The organism is Salinivibrio sp. ML323 (assembly GCF_001995745.1).
Classification (GTDB): domain Bacteria; phylum Pseudomonadota; class Gammaproteobacteria; order Enterobacterales; family Vibrionaceae; genus Salinivibrio; species Salinivibrio kushneri.
Genome location: NZ_MUES01000002.1, coordinates 66,147 through 87,399 on the forward strand (window position 1 = coordinate 66,147; position 21,253 = coordinate 87,399).

Genomic DNA, 21,253 nt, shown 5'->3' on the forward strand with positions numbered 1-21,253 from the left:
CCTTCGAGCCGGCTTATTTGTATCGTATACTGAGGGCGTATTAGGTTGTGAGTCACAGAGGTTGGAATGAAAGATCCACATGCGTCGGATAGCGAGCACGACGTCTATATGCGCCAAGCGATCCAGTTAGCAGACAAGGCGGAACAAGAGGGTGAAGTACCTGTCGGCGCCGTGGTGGTGTATCAAGGTGAGGTGGTGGGCACGGGGTGGAACCGAACCATTACCCAGCATGATGCCACCGCCCATGCCGAAGTAATGGCCTTACGCCAAGCCGGCCAAGTGCTGGGGAATTATCGTTTATTAGACGCGGATCTTTATGTGACACTCGAACCGTGCCCGATGTGTGCGGCGGCGATCGTGCATGGCCGTGTCAGAAAAGTTTACTTTGGCGCGCCGGATCCCAAAACGGGGGCTGCCGGTTCGGTAATGAACTTGCTGAGCTATGAGGGTGTGAATCACCATGTGCACAGTGAGGGCGGAGTGTTAGAAACCGAATGCCGTGCGCAACTACAGGCCTTTTTCCGCCGTCGTCGCGCCGAAAAAAAGGCCGCTAAAAAAGCAGCCTGTCAATCTCAATCTTGCTTACCTGGCTCAGGCAAGGTGTCCTAGAACGCGTCATCAAAGGCGGCAAATTCACGAATCGCGAAGGCACGTTGTCGCCAAAGCACCTTTTTATGCATATTTTGGCGCATACGCTTACGCCGGTTAGCGGATGAAATATTGTTTTTGCGAAAGCTCTGTTTCACCAGCCGTTTTCTTGGAACCATGCTGCCCTCATTGCGGTTGCGTGTCTGATTGCGGTGTCGAGTTATCCTCTGACTGTGATGACGCCGAATCTGGCGCTTGCTCGGTTGTTTGCTCGGGGGCATTTTCCGACGGCTCATCAGGGGCGACGATCGTTTGTAGGCCACCGAGATCTTCAACTTGTTGGCTATCGAGAGATTCTATATGCGCTTTCTCATAGCCTAGAATACTTTGGTAATAGCGGCGAATATTCTCGACGTAGCTAAGCGCCTCGTAGCCACGTGCGTAACCATAGCGTGTTTGGGTGTAATACTGACGCTTGGCTAATAAAGGTAGGCGCTGTTTTACATCGCTCCAAGAGTTAGGGTCGGCCCCTTGTGCGTCAGTGAGTCGGCGTGCGTCCATCATATGGCCAAACCCAATGTTATAAGAGGCGAGGGCAAACCAAATGCGCTCGTGTGGATTGACACTGGCAGGTACACGGTCAAGTACGCGTTGCAAGTAAAGCGAGCCGCCCTTAATACTTTGTTCCGGGTCGAGACGATTGCGCACACCCACGGATTTCGCGGTCGGCAGGGTGAGCATCATCATACCGCGCACCCCGGTAGGCGAGATTGCCCGAGGGTTCCAATGTGACTCTTGATACGATAGGGCCGCCAGTAAGCGCCAATCAAAATCGTTCGCATGCTTTTTGAAAAGCGGCTCCCACTTGGGTAGTTTGCTCTCTAGTGCCCGCAAAAAGGCGCGGGTATCGACGTAATCAAATTGGTCGACGTGACCAAAATACTTCTCTTCTAAGATAGCCAATTCGCCAGTTTGGTTGATCTCACCAAAAAAATTGACCATCAAGGCATAGGCGCTGCTGTCGCCTTGTTTTTTCATAAACCAGGCGACAGGCTCGTCTTCACTGAGGGCCATGGCGACGGCTATATCTGGGTGGGTGCGTTGCATCAAGGCAATATCGACGGAATCGGCAATGGTAAAGTCAATCTCACCGTCTGCGACTTGTTTAAGCAGCTCATCATCGTCGGCGTCTTGCACCACTTTCCAGCTGAGATCGGGGTGGTCTTGTTTTAGCGCTTGCAGGGTGAGGTCGTGGCTAGAATCTTCCACTACCGCCATGGTGGCATCGTCACGGTTAAAGTCATCGACATCGCGTGGGCGCCAATGTCCCTTTTTGTACACCACTTGTTGGCTGACAAAGTAATAGGCGGGGCCAGGGCGAAACTGGGCTAAACGTTGGTCGGTAATGGTAAGGCCAGCGGCAATCAGATCCACATCACCGCGCTTGAGAGCAGGGAAGAGCCCGGACAAGGTGTAGGTCGGCACCATTTCCAGTTTTACCCCGAGCTTATCAGCAAAACGTGATGCAAGCTCGTAATCCAGCCCGGTGGGGCCATCAGGACCAATATAGTATGAGAGTTCGTTGTTGAGTGTCCCGACTCTTAAAACGCCGCGGTCACGGATTTTTTCTAGAACGGTACGATCGTCGAAGGTCCAATCACAGCCTGTGACGGCGAGGCTAAGCACAAGTACCGTTAGGCTAATCATCCATGATCGCAAAGAAAAGTCACGCTGTGTCAAAGGCTGTCGCTCACTGTTGCATGCCAGCATCAAACCGCTAGCGATGATCGATAGACGCGCCATTCTACGTGAATAGACGTCAGACCGATAGAGGGAAAATTTTTTGCGCAAACGGTTGCGTCAGGTGTGTTGTCGTTGACGGTTTTCCCCTATAATGGCGGCCGCTTGGGCAAAATGCCAGCATTAAAACGCGGGTTGAGCGGCGCATCACTCGGGGTTCTCAGTGAATTCGCTTTATGCGTAATGCGTGAACGGTATCCGAGCTTGCCGTGAAATATAACCGTGACAACTGCCATTGCGGCAAGGTCAGTGGTGATACCCAAGTTATGGTGCCAGGGTGCGATAACTTGGGTATACCCCTTTCATTTACCGCTAACGAGAGACGTACGCACATGGATATTTTGCGTGGTTCCCCCGCACTGTCTGAGTTTCGTGTCAACAAATTACTGGCGAGCTGCCAAGCACACCAGATACCTGTCACGGCACTGTATGCTGAGTTTATTCATTTTGCCGATTTGCATCAGCCTTTGGATAGCGCCAGTCGCGAAAAGCTCGAAAAGCTACTGACTTACGGACCAACCTTACCACCGCATGCCCCGGAAGGGACGCTGTTTCTTGTGACGCCACGTCCAGGCACATTGTCGCCGTGGTCCTCCAAGGCGACTGATATTGCCCATAACTGCGGCTTGGATGCGGTCAAACGCTTGGAGCGCGGGACGGCGTACTATATTCAGTTATCTGCGCCTTTGACCAATGAGCAATACGCGGCCTTAGTCGGATTGTTGCACGATCGGATGATGGAAACGGTGTTCAGCGAGCTTGAGGCCGCCGCGGTGCTGTTCGAGCAAGCGGAACCTGCGCCGATGCATTGCGTAGACATTCTCTCGGGTGGCCGCGCCGCCTTAGTCGAGGCCAACCAAGCCTTAGGGTTGGCACTGGCAGAAGACGAAATTGACTATCTGGTCGAGAACTTCACCCAGCTGGGGCGTAATCCTAACGACATCGAACTGATGATGTTTGCGCAAGCCAACTCTGAGCATTGCCGACATAAAATCTTTAACGCCGACTGGACTATTGATGGTGAAAAGCAGCCCAAATCGCTGTTTAAGATGATCAAAAACACCTACGAGCAAACCCCAGATAACGTGCTGTCGGCGTATAAAGACAACGCGGCCGTGATGACGGGCTCAAACGTTGGGCGCTTTTTCCCTAGCCCAGAGAGCTACAGCTATCAGTATCATCATGAACCTGCCCATATTTTGATGAAGGTGGAAACCCACAACCATCCCACCGCAATTTCACCCTGGCCAGGCGCGGCGACCGGCTCTGGCGGTGAGATTCGTGACGAGGGGGCAACCGGTGTCGGCGGTAAACCCAAAGCAGGATTGGTCGGTTTTTCCGTCTCTAACCTCAAAATTCCGGGCTTTATTCAGCCGTGGGAGCGAGACTATGGCAAGCCTGAGCGCATTGCCTCTGCGCTCGATATTATGCTGGAAGGCCCTTTGGGCGGCGCGGCGTTTAACAACGAATTCGGTCGCCCTAACTTGCTGGGCTACTTCCGTACCTATGAACAATTAGTCACCTCACATGCGGGTGAAGAAGTGCGTGGCTATCACAAGCCGATCATGCTCGCCGGTGGAATGGGGAACATCCGTGACGGCCATGTGCAAAAAAGTGAGATTGATGTGGGCGCCAAACTGATTGTGTTAGGTGGCCCGGCAATGAACATCGGCCTTGGTGGCGGGGCAGCATCGTCGATGGCATCCGGCCAGTCGGCGGAAGACTTGGACTTTGCCTCGGTACAGCGTGAGAACCCAGAAATGGAGCGTCGCTGCCAAGAAGTGATTGATCGTTGCTGGCAACTTGGCGACGACAACCCAATTGCCTTTATCCATGATGTGGGCGCGGGTGGACTGTCCAATGCGATGCCAGAGCTGGTTGATGATGGCGGCCGCGGCGGGTGTTTTAACTTACGTGATATTCCGAATGATGAGCCGGGAATGAGCCCGCTCGCCATTTGGTGTAACGAGTCACAAGAGCGCTATGTCTTGGCGGTCAAACCCGAAAACCTGGCGCGTTTTGAAGCCCTGTGTGAGCGTGAACGCGCCCCGTACGCAGTGATTGGTGATGCCACCGATGCGCGTCACCTGTCGCTTGAAGACAGCCACTTCGGCAATAGCCCTATCGATATGCCGATGGATATTCTGTTGGGTAAAGCGCCCAAAATGCACCGTGATGTCACGCGTCAGCAAGTGGCCAGTGCTGCGCTTAACACTCAAGGCATTGAACTGGCTCAAGCCTGTGAGCGTGTTTTACGCTTGCCGGCGGTGGCGGAGAAAACCTTCTTGATCACCATCGGCGACCGTTCGGTGACTGGACTGGTTGCGCGTGACCAAATGGTCGGCCCGTGGCAGGTACCGGTCGCTAACTGTGCGGTGACGGCGGCCAGCTATGACAGTTATCACGGCGAAGCGATGGCGATGGGCGAACGTACCCCGGCCGCCTTGCTCGATTTTGCTGCCTCTGCCCGTATGGCGGTGGGAGAAGCACTCACCAATATCGCCTGTGCCGATATTGGTAGCCTGACCAACATTAAACTGTCTGCCAATTGGATGTCCGCGGCGGGTCATCCGGGCGAGGATGCTGGTTTGTACGAAGCGGTCAAAGCCGTGGGCGAGGAGCTGAGTCCTGAGCTGTCACTGACCATTCCGGTGGGTAAAGACTCGATGTCGATGAAAACCCAGTGGCAGCAAGACGATGAAAATAAAACTGTCACCGCGCCGATGTCGCTGATCATCACCGCCTTTGGGCGCGTGGAAGATGTGCGTCGTACCGTGACCCCACAATTGCGTACCGATAAAGGTGACAGCCACCTGATTGCGATTGATCTTGGTGAAGGCGCGCAGCGTCTAGGCGCAACCGCGTTGGCTCAGGTGTATCATCAATTGGGCGATAAGCCTGCCGATGTCACCAGCAGTGCCCGCCTAAAAGGCTTTTTTAATGCGATGCAAACCTTGGTAGCAGAGCAAAAGCTACTGGCGTATCACGACCGAGCCGATGGTGGACTGTTCGTCACCTTGGCGGAAATGGCGTTTGCCGGTCACACCGGTATTGACGTGGATATCGCCCGTTTAGGCGACGATGCCTTGTCGGTACTGTTTAACGAAGAACTGGGCGCGGTGATCCAAGTGGCAGCGTCAGATCTCGAGCGTGCTAATGCGGTGTTGGATGAACATCAATTAACCGCATGCAGTCACCTGATTGGCGGCTTAAGCGATAGCGATGAGATTATCTTGCGTCACGGTGAGGCGCCTATCTATCACGCCAGTCGCCAGCACTTACGTCAGGTTTGGGCTGAAACCACCTATCAAATGCAAGCGCGGCGCGATAATCCGGACTGCGCTCGTCAAGAGTTTGACGCCAAGCAGGCGACCGATCCCGGTTTACACGCCAGCCTGAGCTTTGACGTGCATGAAGATATTGCTGCGCCATATATCGCTACTGGTCAACAACCGACCATGGCTATTTTGCGTGAGCAAGGCGTGAACTCGCATGTGGAAATGGCCGCCGCCTTCGATCGCGCTGGATTTAACGCTGTGGACGTTCATATGAGTGACATTCTCTCAGGACGCGTTAGTTTGGACGGTTTCCAAGGGCTGGTGGCCTGTGGCGGTTTCTCTTACGGTGACGTGTTAGGCGCTGGTGAAGGTTGGGCGAAATCCATTCTGTTTAACAGCCGCGCGCGCGACCAATTCAGTGACTTCTTTACGCGTGAAGATACCTTGGCACTTGGCGTGTGTAATGGCTGTCAGATGCTGTCGAACCTGCATGAACTGATCCCAGGCGCCGCACACTGGCCACGGTTTGTTCGTAACGAGTCCGAGCGCTTTGAGGCCCGCTTTAGCATGGTGGAAGTGCAGTCAAGCCCCTCCGCCTTCTTTGCTGGGATGGCGGGGTCACGGATACCCATTGCGGTATCGCATGGTGAGGGACGCGTGGAGGTACGCGATGCTGAGCATCTGGCGGCGATTGAAGCGTCCGGCACGGTGGCGCTGCGTTACACCGATAATCACGGCCAGCCAACACAAGCGTATCCGGCCAACCCGAATGGCTCACCCGATGGCATCACTGCGCTGACCACAGAGTCGGGCCGCGTCACCATTATGATGCCGCACCCTGAGCGGGTATTCCGTACCGTCGCCAACTCTTGGCACCCCGATGATTGGGGCGAAGACAGTGCATGGATGCGCATGTTCCGCAACGCGCGCGTGACCCTAGGTTAACCGCGAAATAGGATATTAGCCGCCATCGATTGGCGGCTTTTTTGTATTATGCGTGAATCGATGGGTGATTTTTTATCATGCTGCGATACAATTTCAACTAAACACTTGATCCATCAGGACCGGCTGCGGCCAACGAGAGGGATAACACAATGAAAAAAATTGAAGCCATCATCAAGCCATTTAAACTCGATGACGTGCGCGAAGCGCTAGCTGATGTGGGCATCACGGGGATGACTGTCTCAGAAGTAAAGGGATTTGGTCGTCAAAAGGGCCACACCGAGCTGTATCGTGGCGCCGAATATATGGTCGACTTTTTGCCTAAGGTGAAGCTTGAAGTGATCGTCAGTAACGATGTAGCCGAGCAGTGTGTCGATACCATTATTGATACCGCACAAACCGGTAAAATCGGTGATGGCAAAATCTTTGTCTTTGATGTTGAGCGCGTGGTGCGCATCCGTACCGGTGAGGAAGACGAAGAAGCGATTTAATCACGCGTCTGAGTGCAGTTAAGTCACTACGAAAAAGCCAAGCATCATGCTTGGCTTTGTTGGTTTGCGCCGTCTTGTTGTATGGCTTGGCGTTGATAGGCCGCTCAAGCGCTGGGGTTAGCAGGATGCGCCTGATAGCGCCCAGGCTTGTGGTTCATCGCCAACACTAAGTTGAGTACGATCGCGCCAACCACTGACCACATCAGCAGGTTCAGATCGATAAGGAAGAAAGATAACGCGAGAATGGTGCAGTCGATGCCCATTTGTAGCTTTCCTGCCGAGATCCCAAACTTGTCCTGACAATAGAGCACCAGCACGTTAAAGCCGCCCAAGCTGGCATTGTGGCGGAAAATCATCAGCATGCCGACGCCCATTAGCAAACCACCAATGACGGCACAGTACGCAGGGGCCAGCCAGGTAATTTCAAAGAAGTAGGCAATATGGTCAGCCATCACCGATACCGCGCCCCCCGCGAGTAAGCTACGCACAGCAAAGCGTGGGCTCATACGAAACCACGCCATTAAATAAAACGGGCAATTACACAGAAAATACAAAGTACCGAACGATAGGTCGGTAAACTGGCTGACCAACAAGGCAAGACCTGTGGTGCCCCCGGTTAAGAGCCCGGCTTGTTGCAAAAAAAACACCCCTTGGGCGACGAGAAACGCGCCCGAGGCGATAGCAATAATGTCTTCTTTAAAGCTGTGTTGGTACTGACTCACACGGCTTCTCCCTACTTAATTAGCGTGATAAAAACAAAAACGTGATAACAACAAAAAGGCCGCCAAAACCCAGCGGGCCGGCGGTAAAAAAGTTAATGGGATAATCGGGCGCGGATTCTATCGCCAATTAGGACAAAGAGAAAGCCGATGAGGTAAATCACTTGAATGTAGAATGTCAGTATTATGATACTTAGCTGTAAAATCTTTACACCGGCCATGTTCGTTAATGCTCTACCATCATCATCGACGTGCGCAATAAAAAAGTGTGACGCAGGCTACCTGACAGGTTGGATTTTTTGTAGAATGGCAAACACAGTCATGGCGGCGACGAAAACGTTTGCGCAAGGCAGCTGAAATAAATAATTTTCCTTGGCTTAATCGCTTTGATTTGTCATGTTAAGGCGACTAAGCCAAGGGGTGATCGAAGCCATCACACCAGCACTCGTTTTTGCTAGGGGAGTTGAAAGCGCCCTAGCGTTCGCTTTTGGGGTTATTGCCCGCCAATGTTAAGTCAGGAGAGACAAATGCTAAAGCGTGACATGAATATCGCGGATTACGATCCCGCCCTGTTCGCCGCCATTGAAGAAGAAACGGCACGTCAGGAAGAACACATTGAGCTGATCGCATCAGAAAACTACACCAGCCCACGCGTGATGGAAGCGCAAGGCTCTCAACTGACCAACAAGTACGCAGAAGGCTACCCAGGTAAGCGTTATTACGGTGGCTGTGAGTACGTAGACAAAGCGGAAGCGCTCGCGATTGAGCGTGCGTGTGAGCTGTTTGGTTGTGAGTATGCCAACGTGCAGCCTCATTCAGGCTCACAAGCGAATAGCGCGGTTTATATGGCCCTGCTAAATCCAGGCGATACGGTTCTAGGTATGAGCTTGGCGCATGGTGGTCACTTAACCCATGGCTCGCCGGTCAACTTCTCTGGTAAGCATTACCATGTGATCCCTTATGGCATTGATGAAGCTGGCAAGATCGATTACGAGCAAATGGAACAGCTGGCGCTGGAGCACAAGCCGAAAATGCTGATCGGTGGCTTTTCTGCCTATTCACAAGTGGTGGATTGGAAGCGCATGCGTGAAATCGCTGATAAAGTCGGTGCATGGTTGTTGGTGGATATGGCGCACGTCGCAGGTCTGATTGCGGCAGGCGTATATCCAGATCCATTGCCACATGCACATGTAGTCACCACCACCACCCACAAAACCCTGGCGGGCCCTCGCGGCGGTTTGATCTTGTCGAATGCCGGTGAAGACCTCTATAAAAAGCTCAACTCTGCGGTATTCCCAGGCGGGCAGGGTGGCCCACTGATGCACGTGATTGCGGGCAAAGCCGTGGCGTTTAAAGAAGCGATGGAGCCTGAGTTTAAGGCCTACCAAGCGCGCGTGATTGATAATGCACGCGCGATGGTCAAAGGCTTCCAAGCTCGCGGTTATAAAATCGTATCGGATTCCACTGACAATCACCTGTTGTTGGTTGATTTAATTGATAAAGACATCACTGGGAAAGAAGCAGACGCAGCACTGGGTGCGGCCAACATCACGGTCAACAAAAACAGTGTGCCGAACGACCCACGCAGTCCGTTTGTCACCTCTGGCATTCGTGTGGGCACGCCTGCGATTACACGTCGTGGCTTTACCGAGCAGGATGCCGAGCAGCTTGCGCACTGGATGTGTGATGTCTTGGATAACATCGGTAATGAGCAAGTGATTGCCGAGACCAAAGAAAAAGTGCAAGCGATTTGCCGTCGCCTGCCTGTGTATGCCTAATTATTGGCACGAAAATGAATAGCTTATAAGGCGCCTTAGGGCGTCTTTTTTGTTTTTACAGGCATCACCGACCTTACAGGGTTTGTTTAGCACACAAAACCACCATAAAGTCCTCTTCAATAGGCTTTTTCATCGCTACAAATCGGTTACACTAGCAAGACGATATTGAGGAGGCGACACTCATGCACTGTCCATTTTGTGGTGCTACCGACACCAAAGTGATCGATTCTCGTCTTGTGGCTGATGGTCACCAAGTTCGCCGTCGCCGCCAATGTTTGGCGTGCGCAGAGCGTTATACCACGTTCGAAACGGCAGAGTTAGTGATGCCACGGGTGATTAAGACCAACGGCAACCGAGAACCGTTTGACGAAGAGAAACTGCGTGGCGGCATTCAACGCGCATTAGAAAAGCGCCCAGTGAGCGCCGATGACATTGAAAAAGCGATCAACAGTATAAAGTCACGTTTGCGCGCTACCGGAGAGCGCGAAATTGGCTCTGCCATGGTGGGGAACTTGGTGATGGAAGCGCTCAAGGAGCTAGATAAAGTGGCTTATATTCGCTTTGCCTCTGTGTACCATAGTTTTGAAGACATTCGTGAATTTGGCGAAGAAATCGCACGGTTGCAAAAATGAGTCAAAGCGAACGCGATAAAACCATGATGATGTGCGCGTTAGCGCTCGCAGCCCAAGGTCGCTATACCACCACGCCTAACCCCAATGTTGGTTGTGTGATTGCACAGGGCGACGAAGTGGTCGGTGAAGGGTTTCATATCGCCCCCGGCGGCCCGCACGCTGAAGTGCATGCATTAAAGGCTGCGGGAGCACGCGCACAAGGCGCGACAGCTTACGTCACCTTAGAGCCTTGTTCTCATTATGGTCGCACGCCGCCGTGTTGCGATGCGTTGATTGCTGCCAACGTCAGCCGCGTGGTGTGCGCGATGCAAGACCCAAACCCTAAAGTGGCCGGACGTGGTATCGCACGGTTACAAGAAGCAGGCATTGAGGTAGTTGTGGGCGTGATGCTTGAACAGGCAAAAGCGCTGAACCTTGGTTTTATCAAACGTATGCAAACTAAAATGCCGTATGTGCAGCTTAAACTGGCGGGAAGCCTTGATGGGCGCACGGCATTGGCGAATGGGCAAAGTAAATGGATTACCGGTGAGCCCGCGCGTGCCGATGTGCAAGCATTTCGCGCGCAAGCCAGCGCCATTTTATCAACCAGTGCCACGGTGCTTGCCGATAACCCTAGCTTGAATATTCGCAATGGTCAGCTTCCCGCTGACATCCTCGATACCTACCCGCAGCCATCCTTGCGTCAGCCCACACGGGTAATTTTGGATAAAGACAATAAAACCTCTCCTGATGCGGCTGTTTATCAACTAGAGGGCGATGTGATCCGTGTTGTTGATACGCCGAGTAACCAGGTGTGGCCGGATAACGTTCATGAGTGGGTGATGCCAGGTGCGTCATTGTCTGCCATTCTGCGCGCCCTGGCCGAACATGATATTGACAAAATATGGGTAGAAGCGGGCGCGAGGCTGGCGGCTCAGTTGCTCACTGAATCGTTAGTTGATGAGCTGATCGTTTACCAAGCGCCAATGTTGTTAGGGGGCGATAGTCGCCCCTTGGTTGCGTTAGACGGGATGCAACGGATGGACGATGCACCGCGTTTCCAGTTTAATCAGGTGAAGGTGATCGGTGACGATGTTCGCTTAACCGCCATGCTCTCTGAGCATGCTGTGACCACGCAAGAGTATTAAAGACGATGTTTACTGGCATTATTGAAGCGATGGGGCGCGTGCAAACCCTAAGCCGTCGAGGACAAGATGTTATCTTGACCATCGACAGCGGCGAGCTTGATCTCGCCGACGTTAAATTGGGTGACAGCATCGCCACCAACGGAGTATGTTTAACCGTGGTTGCATTGACCGCAACCGGCTATAGCGCCGATGTCTCCTCGGAAACCTTGGCGCGTTCGTCGCTGGGCGCTTTATCGGTAGGAGATAACGTCAACCTTGAAAAGGCCATGCTGCCGACCACCCGCTTTGGCGGCCATATGGTCTCCGGCCATGTTGATGGTCTGGGTGAAGTCACATCAGTCAGTCAAACGGGTCGTGCCTGGGAGTACTGGATTGCATTGCCGTCTGATCTCGCCAAGTATGTGGCATTGAAAGGCTCTATCACGGTGGACGGTATCAGTTTGACAGTGAACGAAGTGAATGGCAGCCATATCAAACTCACAATCGTGCCGCACACCGCCGAGCAAACCACCATTCAGCACTTTGCGCCCGGGCGCAAGGTAAACATCGAAGTCGATGTGATCGCCCGTTACCTCGAGCGATTGATGCTCGGTGATAAGGCGGCTGAGCCGACACAATCAACGGGTATCAGCCTGGAAACATTGGCCCGTTCCGGTTTTTTGAAATAAGGATCCCAAGATGGCAATTAGTAGCGCTCAAGAAATCATTGACGATATCCGCCAAGGTAAAATGGTGGTGTTGATGGATGACGAAGATCGCGAGAACGAAGGCGATTTGATCATCGCGGCAGAGGCAGTGACACCAGAAGCGATTAACTTTATGGCCACCCACGGCCGAGGATTGATTTGCTTGACGCTGACTCAGCAGCGCTGCCAGCAGCTTGGACTGCCCTTGATGGTGTCCGACAATAACGCGCAATTTTCTACCGCCTTTACCGTGTCGATTGAAGCGGCCGAAGGGGTGACCACAGGGATATCGGCGGCTGACCGCGCGCACACCGTGCAAGCCGCAGTTACCCCCGACGCTAAAGCGGCTGACTTGGTTCAGCCAGGCCATATCTTCCCTTTGATGGCGCAAGAGGGAGGGGTACTCACCCGCGCTGGCCACACCGAAGCAGGGTGCGATTTGGCCCGTTTAGGTGGCTACAGCCCAGCTTCTGTGATTGTTGAGATCTTAAATGAAGACGGCACCATGGCACGTCGCCCTGACTTGGAGGTGTTCTGTGACAAGCACGGCATCAAGCTGGGTACCATTGCCGATTTGATTGAATACCGTAATCTCAACGAGACCACCATCGAGCGCGTGGCGTCTTGTAAACTGCCGACGGAGTTTGGCGAATTTGATTTGGTGACCTATCGTGACACCATCGATGATCAAATCCACTACGCGATGTGTAAAGGCGAAGTAACTGCCGATCCAATCCTGGTTCGTGTTCATCTGCAAGATACCTTTACCGATGTACTCCAGTCTGACCGCACCGCTGAGCGCAGTTGGAGTCTGAACCGTGCGATGCAGAGGATTAGCGATGAAGGCGGGGTGTTGGTGATTCTGGGTAAAGAAGAAACCAGCGAAGCTATCGTCAACAAGGTAAAAGCGTTTGAAGCGCAAGATAAAGGTGAGAAACCGGCCGGTGCCAAGTGGCAGGGGACCTCTCGCCGAGTGGGGATTGGATCGCAAATATTGGCGGATCTTGGTGTCAAGCAAATGCGCCTGCTGTCTTCATCAACCAAGCGTTATCATGCCTTGTCTGGCTTTGGCCTGAACGTGGTGGAATACGTCACCGAATAACGTATAACAACGACGCGCGATAGGCACCATTATCCACTGGTACGGAACATGGTGCCATTGGATAAAAATGTGGTAGAATCGCGCGGTTTCTCATTCCGGAAAGCAAGTCACAGGAAGGCTCATGAACGTAATCGAAGGGGCATTTGCCGCGCCCAACGCGCAGGTTGCTATTGTTATCTCTCGCTTTAATAGCTTTATCAACGAGAGTTTGCTAGATGGTGCGGTTGACGCACTGAAGCGCCAAGGCCAAGTCAACGACGATAATATCACCGTGGTGCGTTGCCCAGGTGCCTACGAGTTGCCTGTGGTGACCCAAAAGCTCGCCAAGAGCGGTCGCTATGACGCGATTGTGGCACTTGGATCAGTGATCCGTGGTGGCACACCGCATTTTGACTATGTCGCCGGAGAATGTAATAAAGGGTTGGCACAAGTTGCACTGGCGTTTGAAACCCCAGTCGCATTTGGTGTGCTAACGGTAGACACCATTGAGCAAGCGATCGAACGCGCAGGTACCAAGGCTGGTAACAAAGGGGCAGAGGCTGCACTGAGCGCGCTTGAAATGGTGAATGTTCTGTCCCAAATTGAATCCTAAATGGGGGTTAAAGTGAAACCAGCCGCACGACGTAATGCACGCCAATTTGCATTGCAAGCCATCTATTCATGGCAGCTAGCGCAAGGTAATGTTGCTGATATTGAAGCCGCGTTTCTTGCCGCAGATAAATACGAAGAAGAAGACGAGCATCAGAAAAGCGAGCCGCTTCTGCGTGAACCAGAAACAGATGTTGCTTACTTTCGTAATCTGTTTAGCGGTGTTGCGCTTAGCCATCAAGAACTTGATAGTAAGATGCGCCCATACTTGTCACGTCCTTTGCAGGATTTAGATGATATGGAGCATGCCTTACTGCGTCTTGCGATGTATGAGCTGATCAAGTGCGACGATGTCCCCTACAAAGTGGTTATCAATGAGGCCGTTGAACTGGCAAAACGTTTTGGCGCAGAAGACAGCCATAAGTTTGTCAACGGTGTCTTGGATAAAGCGTACCCTCGGTTACGTTAATCCCTTCCCGACTAGGCCAGCACTGCTGGCCTTTTTATTGTTCTATCCAACAAAATAGTGTTTATGACACGCAACGAATTTGATTTGATTCGCGACTACTTCGCTCGTCAGCCGGTCAAGCGTCGTGATGTCGCTTTAGGTATTGGTGATGACTGTGCGTTGGTCGAGGTCCCTGAAGGCTGCCAGTTAGTGGTGACCACAGATACGCTGGTGGAGGGGACCCATTTTCTTCCGACTGCGAGTGCCTCTGATGTGGCGCACAAGGCGTTGGCCTCGAACTTGAGTGATTTAGCTGCGATGGGGGCAATGCCAGCGTGGTGTTCTCTGGCGCTTACCTTACCAGAGCCCGATGATGCCTGGGTGGCAGGTTTTTGCCAAGGCTTTGCTGCCCTTGCCGAGCATTTTCAGGTCCAGCTGATTGGCGGTGATACCACACGTGGGCCCAAAAGCATCACCATTACCTTACATGGCCATGTGCCTAAAGGGCAGGCCCTGACGCGCGCGGGGGCGAAACCTGGCGACTGGATTTTTGTGACCGGCACACTGGGTGAGAGCCAAGCCGGGCTTGATTATATTCTCGGCAAGGCAGTGGTTGATAAGGCTCGCGCTACCACATTAATCAATCGTCATTATCGCGCTCAGCCCCGAGTAACCGCTGGACAGGCATTGCGGGGTATCGCGTCAGCGGCGATTGATATTTCTGATGGTTTACACGCAGACTTAACCCATATCCTCACCGCCAGCGGTGTTGGCGCAAAAGTCGATGTGGCGCAATTACCACTTTCTGAAGCCTTGTTGACTGATCAAGCCAGTGTCGAGCAGGCACAAAAACTTGCCCTGACCAGTGGTGAGGAGTATGAACTGTGTTTTACTGTCCCTGAGCTACACCGTGGCACATTAGATACAGCACTCAAGCACAGTGGCGTGAGTGTGCAATGCATCGGGCAAATAACCGGCAACCATCGCCTTGAGCTTGTAGCAGACAATCAGCCTCTCGATTGGGTGCTGTCTGGATGGGATCATTTTAAGGAGCCACATCGTGACGGATCCTAAACATCGTTTGTCTTTAACCAACCCTTACCATCTGCTTGCGCTTGGCTTTGGTAGTGGTTTGTCACCGATTGTACCCGGGACCGTCGGTACCTTATTTGCGGTGCCGTTTTATCTTGCGTTTATCAATTACGGCGGCACCCTTGGGCTGTGGGTGGCCATTATTGTCGGAGGCCTTGCCGGCATTGCTATTTGCGGGCGGGCGTCGAAAGATATGAAAGTGCATGATCATGGCGCGATCGTTTGGGACGAGTTCGTAGGATTCTGGCTAACCATGGCCTTGGTACCCAGCACCGATTGGCAAATCGTTTTAGCCGGTTTTGTGTTATTCCGCATCTTTGATATGGTGAAACCCTGGCCGATCAGCTGGTTGGATAAGCACATTCATGGTGGTTTAGGGATCATGTTGGATGACATTTTAGCTGGCGTGATGGCGATGGCCAGCCTCTGGCTGCTGGCAACCTATACACAGGCCTTAACCTGGTTATAGCCATATAGAAAGATAATGGCGCTCCCACAGGGACTCGAACCCCGATCGATCGCTTAGGAGGCGACTGCTCTATCCTGTTGAGCTATGAGAGCGTGTCGATATTATACGTAAAAACAGGCGTGATTTAAGCGCCTGTTTTCATTTAATTAACCCCTTTGGTCACTATGTCGCCGATTTGTATGCTGCCGGTTAAGGTTTGAGGCTGAACCACGGCTTCAGCGCTGCTTTCATAAACGCGTGCAACAGTCAGGGTGATCCCGCTTTTTCGACGTTGAGTACGGACGATACCTAAATCATCGGTGAACGAGGCAATGTGCCAAAGGTTTAATTGATCGCCTTGTTTCACCCCATTGATACGCCCGACATTGATTTGTGCAATATTGTCTTTGAGGGCGACGATTTCTGGCTTACTGGCGCGACAAGACAGTGACGACTCCAAGTCTAACAATATATTTCGACTCATTCGGCGTGCCATTTGCCCATAAGGAGATTGCCAAAAGCGCGCGGTCTGAGTATCGACTTGGCTATGGCGTTCAAACGGCCATTGGGCGACATCACGATAGCGGCGCTGAAATATGACTTCACCACTCTCACTGTCCATTGCCTGAACATTGACGGCCAATTGGCGGTTATTTTGTGCATCACCAAAGCCGCTGGCGTCGGTGGTGGCAGACAAATCAGTGATTGCGCCTGTGATCACAAACTGCGCGTCTTTGTCTTCCGCTAACATGGCCACAGTGCGGGGCGCATTGGGCGAGACATCGACATTGGCGATACCACGCCCGATAAAGCTTTGTGCGTGCTGTTTAATCTCACGGTTTAACAGCACTGAAAAGTCATCGCCAAATTGATAAATGCCCCCTAATGCGGCTTGTTGGGGGGCAACAATCGGAAAACGTGTTAATACCATGCCTTTTTTATACTGGGTTTTGTGGCAAGCGTTTGCCGATGGATAGATATCTAAGCGCAGATTGACAACATACTTGCCGCCTTGAATGCCTTCTTCTAACACTTGTACTTCGCGTACCGCATTGCCGCTAAACTGATAACCAGGTTTGACTTGCGAGTAAAAACGCTTGAGTTGCTGCAAGCTGCCTACATCGGCACCGGCAAAGCGCATGGCATCAAAGGTTGCGGCTTCAAGTGCCCGAACTCGGGCGGCTTGCTGGCTTTCGAGTATCGGGGAGCTGGCTGATACTTCATACCACGCCGCGTGCGCCCAAGGAGCGACACTCAGGCTGACAATCAGCGTTAACCGCGCCAAAAGGGTTTTCATAGTCAAGATCTCACTTAGTGGGTATGGAAATTGCTTTCAATCTATTAGTGCGTAGGGTTAAGGCCTACCAAAAAGATGACGCAAAGACGCTGATGCAAGTTGTGTACCCAAATAGAGCCAGCAATCAAAGGTAAAGGTTTAATGAAATCAACCGATACCCTTAATGACACACTTGTCTCACATCGATGACTGAGCGCGGAGCATGATACGATGAAAAAGTGGATAGTGGCGATAGTAGCGCTATGGGTAACAGGCTGTGCTTACACGCCAATTTATAACGGCAAAGAGCCGTATTCGGGCAGTGAGTTTTTCCTTAAGCAGCGGCCACGTCACACCCTTGATTACTTTCTAAATAGCATGGCCGATGAGCTGTTAGCCACCAATGCGTATTTGACAGCGCGAACACCCTTAGCGGTCACCTCGTTTGTCGACCTGCAAAATATGGGCGAAACAAACTGGTTAGGAAACACTGTCACTGAAGGGTTGATTTACCAGATGCAAAGCCGTGGTTTTACGGTGGTAGACTTTAAGTCAACGGGCGCTATTCGGGTCACAGAAGAAGGTGATTTCACCATTAGCCGAGACTGGAAAGAGCTGAACCCTGAACAACAAATCGATTATGTATTGACGGGAACTATGTTGCGTCAAGGCGGCGGGGTATTGGTCAATGCCCGGGTAATCGGTATGGAATCTCGCGTGGTGGTTGCCTCGGCGCAAGGTTTTTTACCCGCGGACCGGATTGGGCGTGATATTGATAGCTTGTACAAGGTGCGCAAACGTGATGGTGTGATCATTCGCGACGATCAAAACCGCGTGAAGCGTGAGACAGTGGTGCTAAAACCTTAGTATAGGAAAGAGTAAGGTAGATAAATGTTTACGAAACACGGATTTGTCATCGCAATCTTGCTGATGCTGTCAGCCTGTCAGCCATTAACCAAGATGAAAGAAGAAAATATCATTTCTGCGGTGGGAATGGCATCGATCAGTGCGCAACAAGGTGCAACCCAAGAAGAAAAAGAAACCCGTGCTATGCGTGCCTCTAAAGTGGATGCGTACAAAGAATTGAGTGAACAAGTATATGGCTTGCGGGTTAGCAGCCGTTCGAGCGTCAACGATCAAAGTTTAGGTCGTGACAATACGCAAGGCGCCGTCGATGGCATTATTCGCGGCGCCGAAGTGGTGGCGAGTTACAAAGTTGGTGATAGTTACGTCACAGAACTCGAACTTGATCTTGATACCATGCAGAAAATGAAACGCTATGGCGAAGCGCAGCCTGTACCGAGTAATAATAATATTATTTTCTAGGCATTAGGGCGTCTTTCTCTGGTTAAATACGATGGATGACGGCAACATCTTGGCACTCAGCGGGCGGGTGTAACAAGTGACCCCGCCTTTTAGACGGAGAGCGAGCACTATGCTCGCTTTTTTAGTGCTTGAATCAGACTCTTTAGTGGCGTAATAGCGCATCACGCTGTCTTAGGGAACAAACTAGAGTCGGCAAAAGACAGGCAGATGGAAGCACGGCGATAAGGCAAGTAAGGGAAGTAAAGCTCACAGGTATCCAGTAGGGTGGCGTTAGGTTCGGCGTGTCTGGCCGTTAGGCGTGGTGGTGCGTGGGGAGGACGTTACGCTTTGACGTTAGTGCCCAGGGTTTTTCTCCCCGATGCGTTACCGTCTTGGTTATAGGTCAGTTCTGACTTACCACCGCTTTCTTGGAACAGATTGCGCAGGCGATGAATGCTTAAACTGGCGCGCTGAAGTGCAACACCATTGGTTTCATTTTGTTGTTTACAGGCAGAGAGCGTGGATTGAATGGCACTCACGTGTTCAATTAACGCCTGATCATGGTTAAGCAAATCACGTTCAGGGTGACGACTGATTTGCGCGTCATTGCGTTGAATTTCGTTGATAAGTGATTGTTTTTGTTTGGCGATTGCTTCGATATCTTCGGAGGCACGGCTGGCAATGACACCGGCTTCTTGCTCGAGCACGCTTTGTAGCGCTTGGACTCGCTCGAGTTGCTGTTCAACCAAGGTTGTTAAAGGCGTAGTAGGGGTCATAACCACTCCAATCAGCTTAGCTGTCGTTGAGATCGTTCTCGAAACGCATCATGCTTGCGGCAAGCTTGTCAGGATCCACTTTATAAGAGCCGTTTGATATCGCTTGTTTGATCTGATCCACTTTAGCGCTATCAAAATAGGGCTCAGATGCTATTTTCTGATTCATTTTATCGATCACTTGGCTTTGCTGGCTGAGCGAAACAGCGTCGTCTTGGGCTTTCACCCCTTGCTGTTCACGAACTGAGCCGCCTTGCGTTTCTTGTGTTTGGGTCTGGTTACTCGTGTTACGAGTTGTGGTCAGGGGTTGCTGATTACCACGTAGTTGGTCAATACTCGCCATAACATCGCCTTACTGTCAGTCGCTTTTTGAGTCCGTTGCTCAGCGTATCGGCACACCTTGCTGTTACTTTAGCAGTGTGACGTAAAAAGTTAGAAATTAACCGTTACTTCGCCGACCGCTGAGATTGTAGCATCGACAATCCGGTTAGATTTATTGTTCTTCACTTTTATTTGCTCACCTAGAGCGCCATCACTTAATGCCGTGCCTTTTGCAACAATGTTCAGTCCGTTTCCTTGCGCAGTGATCAAAACGTCATCATTTCGACACACAGCGCAGACATCGTTACTGCTGATCGGTTCACCTATCCCCACGGTTCGTTTGACTTTAGAGCCAATTAAACGTGCGGGTTGCGTATAGGTATGCCCGCGTTGAAACCGACTATTTACCATCTGAACGGCTACATCATTTGAAGCAATAGTCATGCCACGATTGAGCGGTCGCTTTGCGACAACCGAGGGGGTCATCAGCTCGATTTTAACCGGAATATACACTTGCCAGTTGTCTCGATCACAAGACACCATCACGGTCACTGAGGTATTAATCTGTTGACGGCCTGGCACTTTGGTGTCGAGTGGCACGGGGCAATCGGTGAGACGCATACGCGAATCAAGGTTCCCCGCCGCGATGTTGAGTTCGCCATTTTTAGGCAGCGAAATAATATCGGCGACATGGGCCTCCGCGGCTTCTTGCACCGCTTCAATTTGACTTACTGTCGCAGCAGCTATACTTACGCTAAAGCTTGTAAGCCAAACGACGATAAATAAAAATGATATCTTGGACATAGTTCAATCCAGCAGTAGCGGACGTTAAGAAAAAAATCCCTTCTTTTCTCGAGAGTCATGTGATTACCCACTATGATTACCATGCTACTCTACAAAAAAAACGGGGCAATATGGAGTTTATCTTATGACAGGTGGTGTTCTTGATTCGGTCAACCAGCGTACGCAGCTGGTAGGACAAAACCGGTTAGAGCTGTTGACTTTCCGCCTGATGAGAAAACAGCGCTTTGGCATTAATGTATTTAAAGTCAAAGAGGTGCTGCAATGCCCTCGACTCACCGCAATGGCAAATTTGCATCCTTTGGTGAAAGGAGTGGCTCACATCCGCGGTCAAACCGTTTCTGTCATCGATATGAGCCTTGCAACTGGCGGGCCAGCTATTCCTGATCCAGAGAATCGCTTTGTGATCATTGCAGAATTCAACCGTTCGATGCAGGGCTTCCTTGTCGGCTCGGTCGAGCGTATCGTTAATATGAACTGGGAAAAAATTCTCCCTCCTCCTCAAGGGACAGGGCGATCCCACTACCTCACGGCAGTCACCGAAATTGATAACGAGTTAGTGGAAGTGCTCGATGTTGAGAAAATTCTCAATGAAATCGCACCTGTGAATGAAGATGTGAGTGAGGAAGTACTCTCGAAACGTGAAGAGCGGGAAGAAAGTGCTCCTAGTCAAGTGCTAGTGGCCGATGATTCCAGCGTTGCACGCCGACAGGTGAAGCGCGCGGTTGAAAGCGTCGGTTATGACGTTATCTTGGTACAAGATGGCAAAGAAGCACTCGAAAAACTGAAAGAAATGGCCGCTGAGGGAAGCATCTATAGTCAACTTGCCTTGGTGATCTCCGATATCGAAATGCCTGAAATGGATGGGTATACCCTCACAACTGAGATTAGAAAAGATTCGAGTCTTAAAGATCTTCATGTAGTATTGCACTCATCATTGAGTGGGGTATTTAATGAGGCCATGGTTGAGCGTGTCGGGGCTAACTCGTTTATCGCGAAGTTCGACCCTGACGAATTGGGCTCTGCCGTACTCGAGGCGGTTAAGTCGTAACCCAACC

At 51.7% G+C, this 21,253-nt stretch carries 22 protein-coding genes and 1 tRNA gene; 15 read left to right on the forward strand and 8 right to left on the reverse strand.

Annotation, left to right across the window (positions count from 1 at the left end):
• Positions 1 to 66: 66 nt before the first annotated feature.
• Positions 67 to 609 carry a tRNA adenosine(34) deaminase TadA gene (gene tadA / locus BZG13_RS01895; RefSeq protein WP_077484581.1) on the forward strand — a complete coding sequence of 181 codons (543 nt, stop codon included), beginning with the start codon at positions 67 to 69 and terminating at the stop codon, positions 607 to 609.
• On the opposite strand, the gene BZG13_RS15335 is transcribed toward tadA, so the two are convergent.
• Together BZG13_RS15335 and mltF are read right to left on the reverse strand one after the other, a co-directional pair.
• Positions 606 to 767: a hypothetical protein gene (locus tag BZG13_RS15335; RefSeq protein ID WP_167369481.1), complete on the reverse strand. Its 162-nt coding sequence runs from the start codon at positions 765 to 767 to the stop codon at positions 606 to 608. The genes tadA and BZG13_RS15335 overlap by 4 nt on opposite strands.
• Positions 768 to 774: 7 nt before the next feature.
• Positions 775 to 2,295, reverse strand: a complete 1,521-nt coding sequence (gene mltF, locus BZG13_RS01900) for a membrane-bound lytic murein transglycosylase MltF (RefSeq protein ID WP_106406596.1) — start codon at positions 2,293 to 2,295, stop codon at positions 775 to 777.
• Positions 2,296 to 2,720: 425 nt separating this feature from the next.
• Between mltF and purL the strand changes: the two genes are divergently transcribed.
• Both purL and glnB read left to right on the forward strand, forming a co-directional pair.
• Positions 2,721 to 6,611, forward strand: coding sequence for a phosphoribosylformylglycinamidine synthase (gene purL, locus BZG13_RS01905; RefSeq protein ID WP_077484585.1), 3,891 nt, complete (start codon positions 2,721 to 2,723; stop codon positions 6,609 to 6,611).
• A gap of 149 nt (positions 6,612 to 6,760) precedes the next feature.
• A complete protein-coding gene (gene glnB / locus BZG13_RS01910; protein ID WP_046074987.1) occupies positions 6,761 to 7,099 on the forward strand; it encodes a nitrogen regulatory protein P-II in 339 nt (112 codons plus the stop codon).
• A gap of 104 nt (positions 7,100 to 7,203) precedes the next feature.
• Here the strand turns inward: glnB and BZG13_RS01915 are convergent, their stop codons facing one another.
• Positions 7,204 to 7,821 (reverse strand): YitT family protein, encoded by a 618-nt coding sequence (locus BZG13_RS01915; RefSeq protein WP_077484587.1) that lies wholly within the window; start codon positions 7,819 to 7,821, stop codon positions 7,204 to 7,206.
• Positions 7,822 to 8,345: 524 nt separating this feature from the next.
• Between BZG13_RS01915 and glyA the strand changes: the two genes are divergently transcribed.
• The 9 genes from glyA to pgpA all read left to right on the forward strand — a co-directional run bounded on the left by glyA (position 8,346) and on the right by pgpA (position 15,740).
• Positions 8,346 to 9,596, forward strand: a complete 1,251-nt coding sequence (glyA, locus tag BZG13_RS01920) for a serine hydroxymethyltransferase (protein ID WP_069363230.1) — start codon at positions 8,346 to 8,348, stop codon at positions 9,594 to 9,596.
• A 182-nt stretch (positions 9,597 to 9,778) separates the two neighbouring features.
• Complete coding sequence (gene nrdR, locus BZG13_RS01925; RefSeq protein ID WP_046074984.1) at positions 9,779 to 10,228, forward strand: transcriptional regulator NrdR; 450 nt, start codon at positions 9,779 to 9,781, stop codon at positions 10,226 to 10,228.
• The gene (gene ribD, locus BZG13_RS01930; protein ID WP_077484589.1) at positions 10,225 to 11,355 is read left to right on the forward strand and encodes a bifunctional diaminohydroxyphosphoribosylaminopyrimidine deaminase/5-amino-6-(5-phosphoribosylamino)uracil reductase RibD; all 1,131 of its coding nucleotides are present in this window, start codon (positions 10,225 to 10,227) and stop codon (positions 11,353 to 11,355) included. Before nrdR ends, ribD begins: the two co-directional genes overlap by 4 nt.
• A 5-nt stretch (positions 11,356 to 11,360) precedes the next feature.
• Positions 11,361 to 12,023: a riboflavin synthase gene (locus BZG13_RS01935; RefSeq protein WP_069363228.1), complete on the forward strand. Its 663-nt coding sequence runs from the start codon at positions 11,361 to 11,363 to the stop codon at positions 12,021 to 12,023.
• Positions 12,024 to 12,033: 10 nt separating this feature from the next.
• A complete protein-coding gene (gene ribBA / locus BZG13_RS01940; RefSeq protein WP_077484591.1) occupies positions 12,034 to 13,143 on the forward strand; it encodes a bifunctional 3,4-dihydroxy-2-butanone-4-phosphate synthase/GTP cyclohydrolase II in 1,110 nt (369 codons plus the stop codon).
• A 121-nt stretch (positions 13,144 to 13,264) separates the two neighbouring features.
• A complete protein-coding gene (ribH, locus tag BZG13_RS01945; protein WP_069363226.1) occupies positions 13,265 to 13,735 on the forward strand; it encodes a 6,7-dimethyl-8-ribityllumazine synthase in 471 nt (156 codons plus the stop codon).
• Positions 13,736 to 14,200 carry a transcription antitermination factor NusB gene (gene nusB, locus BZG13_RS01950; RefSeq protein WP_077484593.1) on the forward strand — a complete coding sequence of 155 codons (465 nt, stop codon included), beginning with the start codon at positions 13,736 to 13,738 and terminating at the stop codon, positions 14,198 to 14,200. It abuts the gene before it with no gap.
• Positions 14,201 to 14,263: 63 nt separating this feature from the next.
• Positions 14,264 to 15,253 carry a thiamine-phosphate kinase gene (thiL, locus tag BZG13_RS01955; RefSeq protein ID WP_077484595.1) on the forward strand — a complete coding sequence of 330 codons (990 nt, stop codon included), beginning with the start codon at positions 14,264 to 14,266 and terminating at the stop codon, positions 15,251 to 15,253.
• Positions 15,240 to 15,740, forward strand: coding sequence for a phosphatidylglycerophosphatase A (gene pgpA, locus BZG13_RS01960; protein WP_077484597.1), 501 nt, complete (start codon positions 15,240 to 15,242; stop codon positions 15,738 to 15,740). The genes thiL and pgpA overlap by 14 nt, the downstream gene beginning before the upstream one ends.
• Positions 15,741 to 15,756: 16 nt before the next feature.
• On the opposite strand, the gene BZG13_RS01965 is transcribed toward pgpA, so the two are convergent.
• Positions 15,757 to 15,832, reverse strand: a tRNA-Arg gene (locus BZG13_RS01965).
• A 50-nt stretch (positions 15,833 to 15,882) separates the two neighbouring features.
• Complete coding sequence (locus BZG13_RS01970; protein ID WP_077484599.1) at positions 15,883 to 17,016, reverse strand: flagella assembly protein FlgT; 1,134 nt, start codon at positions 17,014 to 17,016, stop codon at positions 15,883 to 15,885.
• Between the two features lie 210 nt (positions 17,017 to 17,226).
• On the opposite strand from BZG13_RS01970, the gene BZG13_RS01975 reads away from it, so the two are divergent.
• Positions 17,227 to 17,862 (forward strand): FlgO family outer membrane protein, encoded by a 636-nt coding sequence (locus tag BZG13_RS01975; protein ID WP_077484601.1) that lies wholly within the window; start codon positions 17,227 to 17,229, stop codon positions 17,860 to 17,862.
• 24 nt (positions 17,863 to 17,886) lie between these two features.
• Positions 17,887 to 18,321 carry an LPP20 family lipoprotein gene (locus BZG13_RS01980; protein ID WP_077456399.1) on the forward strand — a complete coding sequence of 145 codons (435 nt, stop codon included), beginning with the start codon at positions 17,887 to 17,889 and terminating at the stop codon, positions 18,319 to 18,321.
• Positions 18,322 to 18,641: 320 nt separating this feature from the next.
• Here the strand turns inward: BZG13_RS01980 and BZG13_RS01985 are convergent, their stop codons facing one another.
• The 3 genes from BZG13_RS01985 to flgA form a co-directional block, all read right to left on the reverse strand.
• Positions 18,642 to 19,076: a flagella synthesis protein FlgN gene (locus BZG13_RS01985; protein ID WP_077484603.1), complete on the reverse strand. Its 435-nt coding sequence runs from the start codon at positions 19,074 to 19,076 to the stop codon at positions 18,642 to 18,644.
• Between the two features lie 16 nt (positions 19,077 to 19,092).
• On the reverse strand, positions 19,093 to 19,416 hold the full coding sequence (flgM, locus tag BZG13_RS01990) for a flagellar biosynthesis anti-sigma factor FlgM (RefSeq protein ID WP_077484605.1): 324 nt from the start codon (positions 19,414 to 19,416) through the stop codon (positions 19,093 to 19,095).
• 89 nt (positions 19,417 to 19,505) lie between these two features.
• A complete protein-coding gene (flgA, locus tag BZG13_RS01995; RefSeq protein WP_077484607.1) occupies positions 19,506 to 20,198 on the reverse strand; it encodes a flagellar basal body P-ring formation chaperone FlgA in 693 nt (230 codons plus the stop codon).
• A gap of 124 nt (positions 20,199 to 20,322) precedes the next feature.
• Between flgA and BZG13_RS02000 the strand changes: the two genes are divergently transcribed.
• A complete protein-coding gene (locus BZG13_RS02000; RefSeq protein WP_069363216.1) occupies positions 20,323 to 21,246 on the forward strand; it encodes a chemotaxis protein CheV in 924 nt (307 codons plus the stop codon).
• Positions 21,247 to 21,253: the final 7 nt, after the last annotated feature.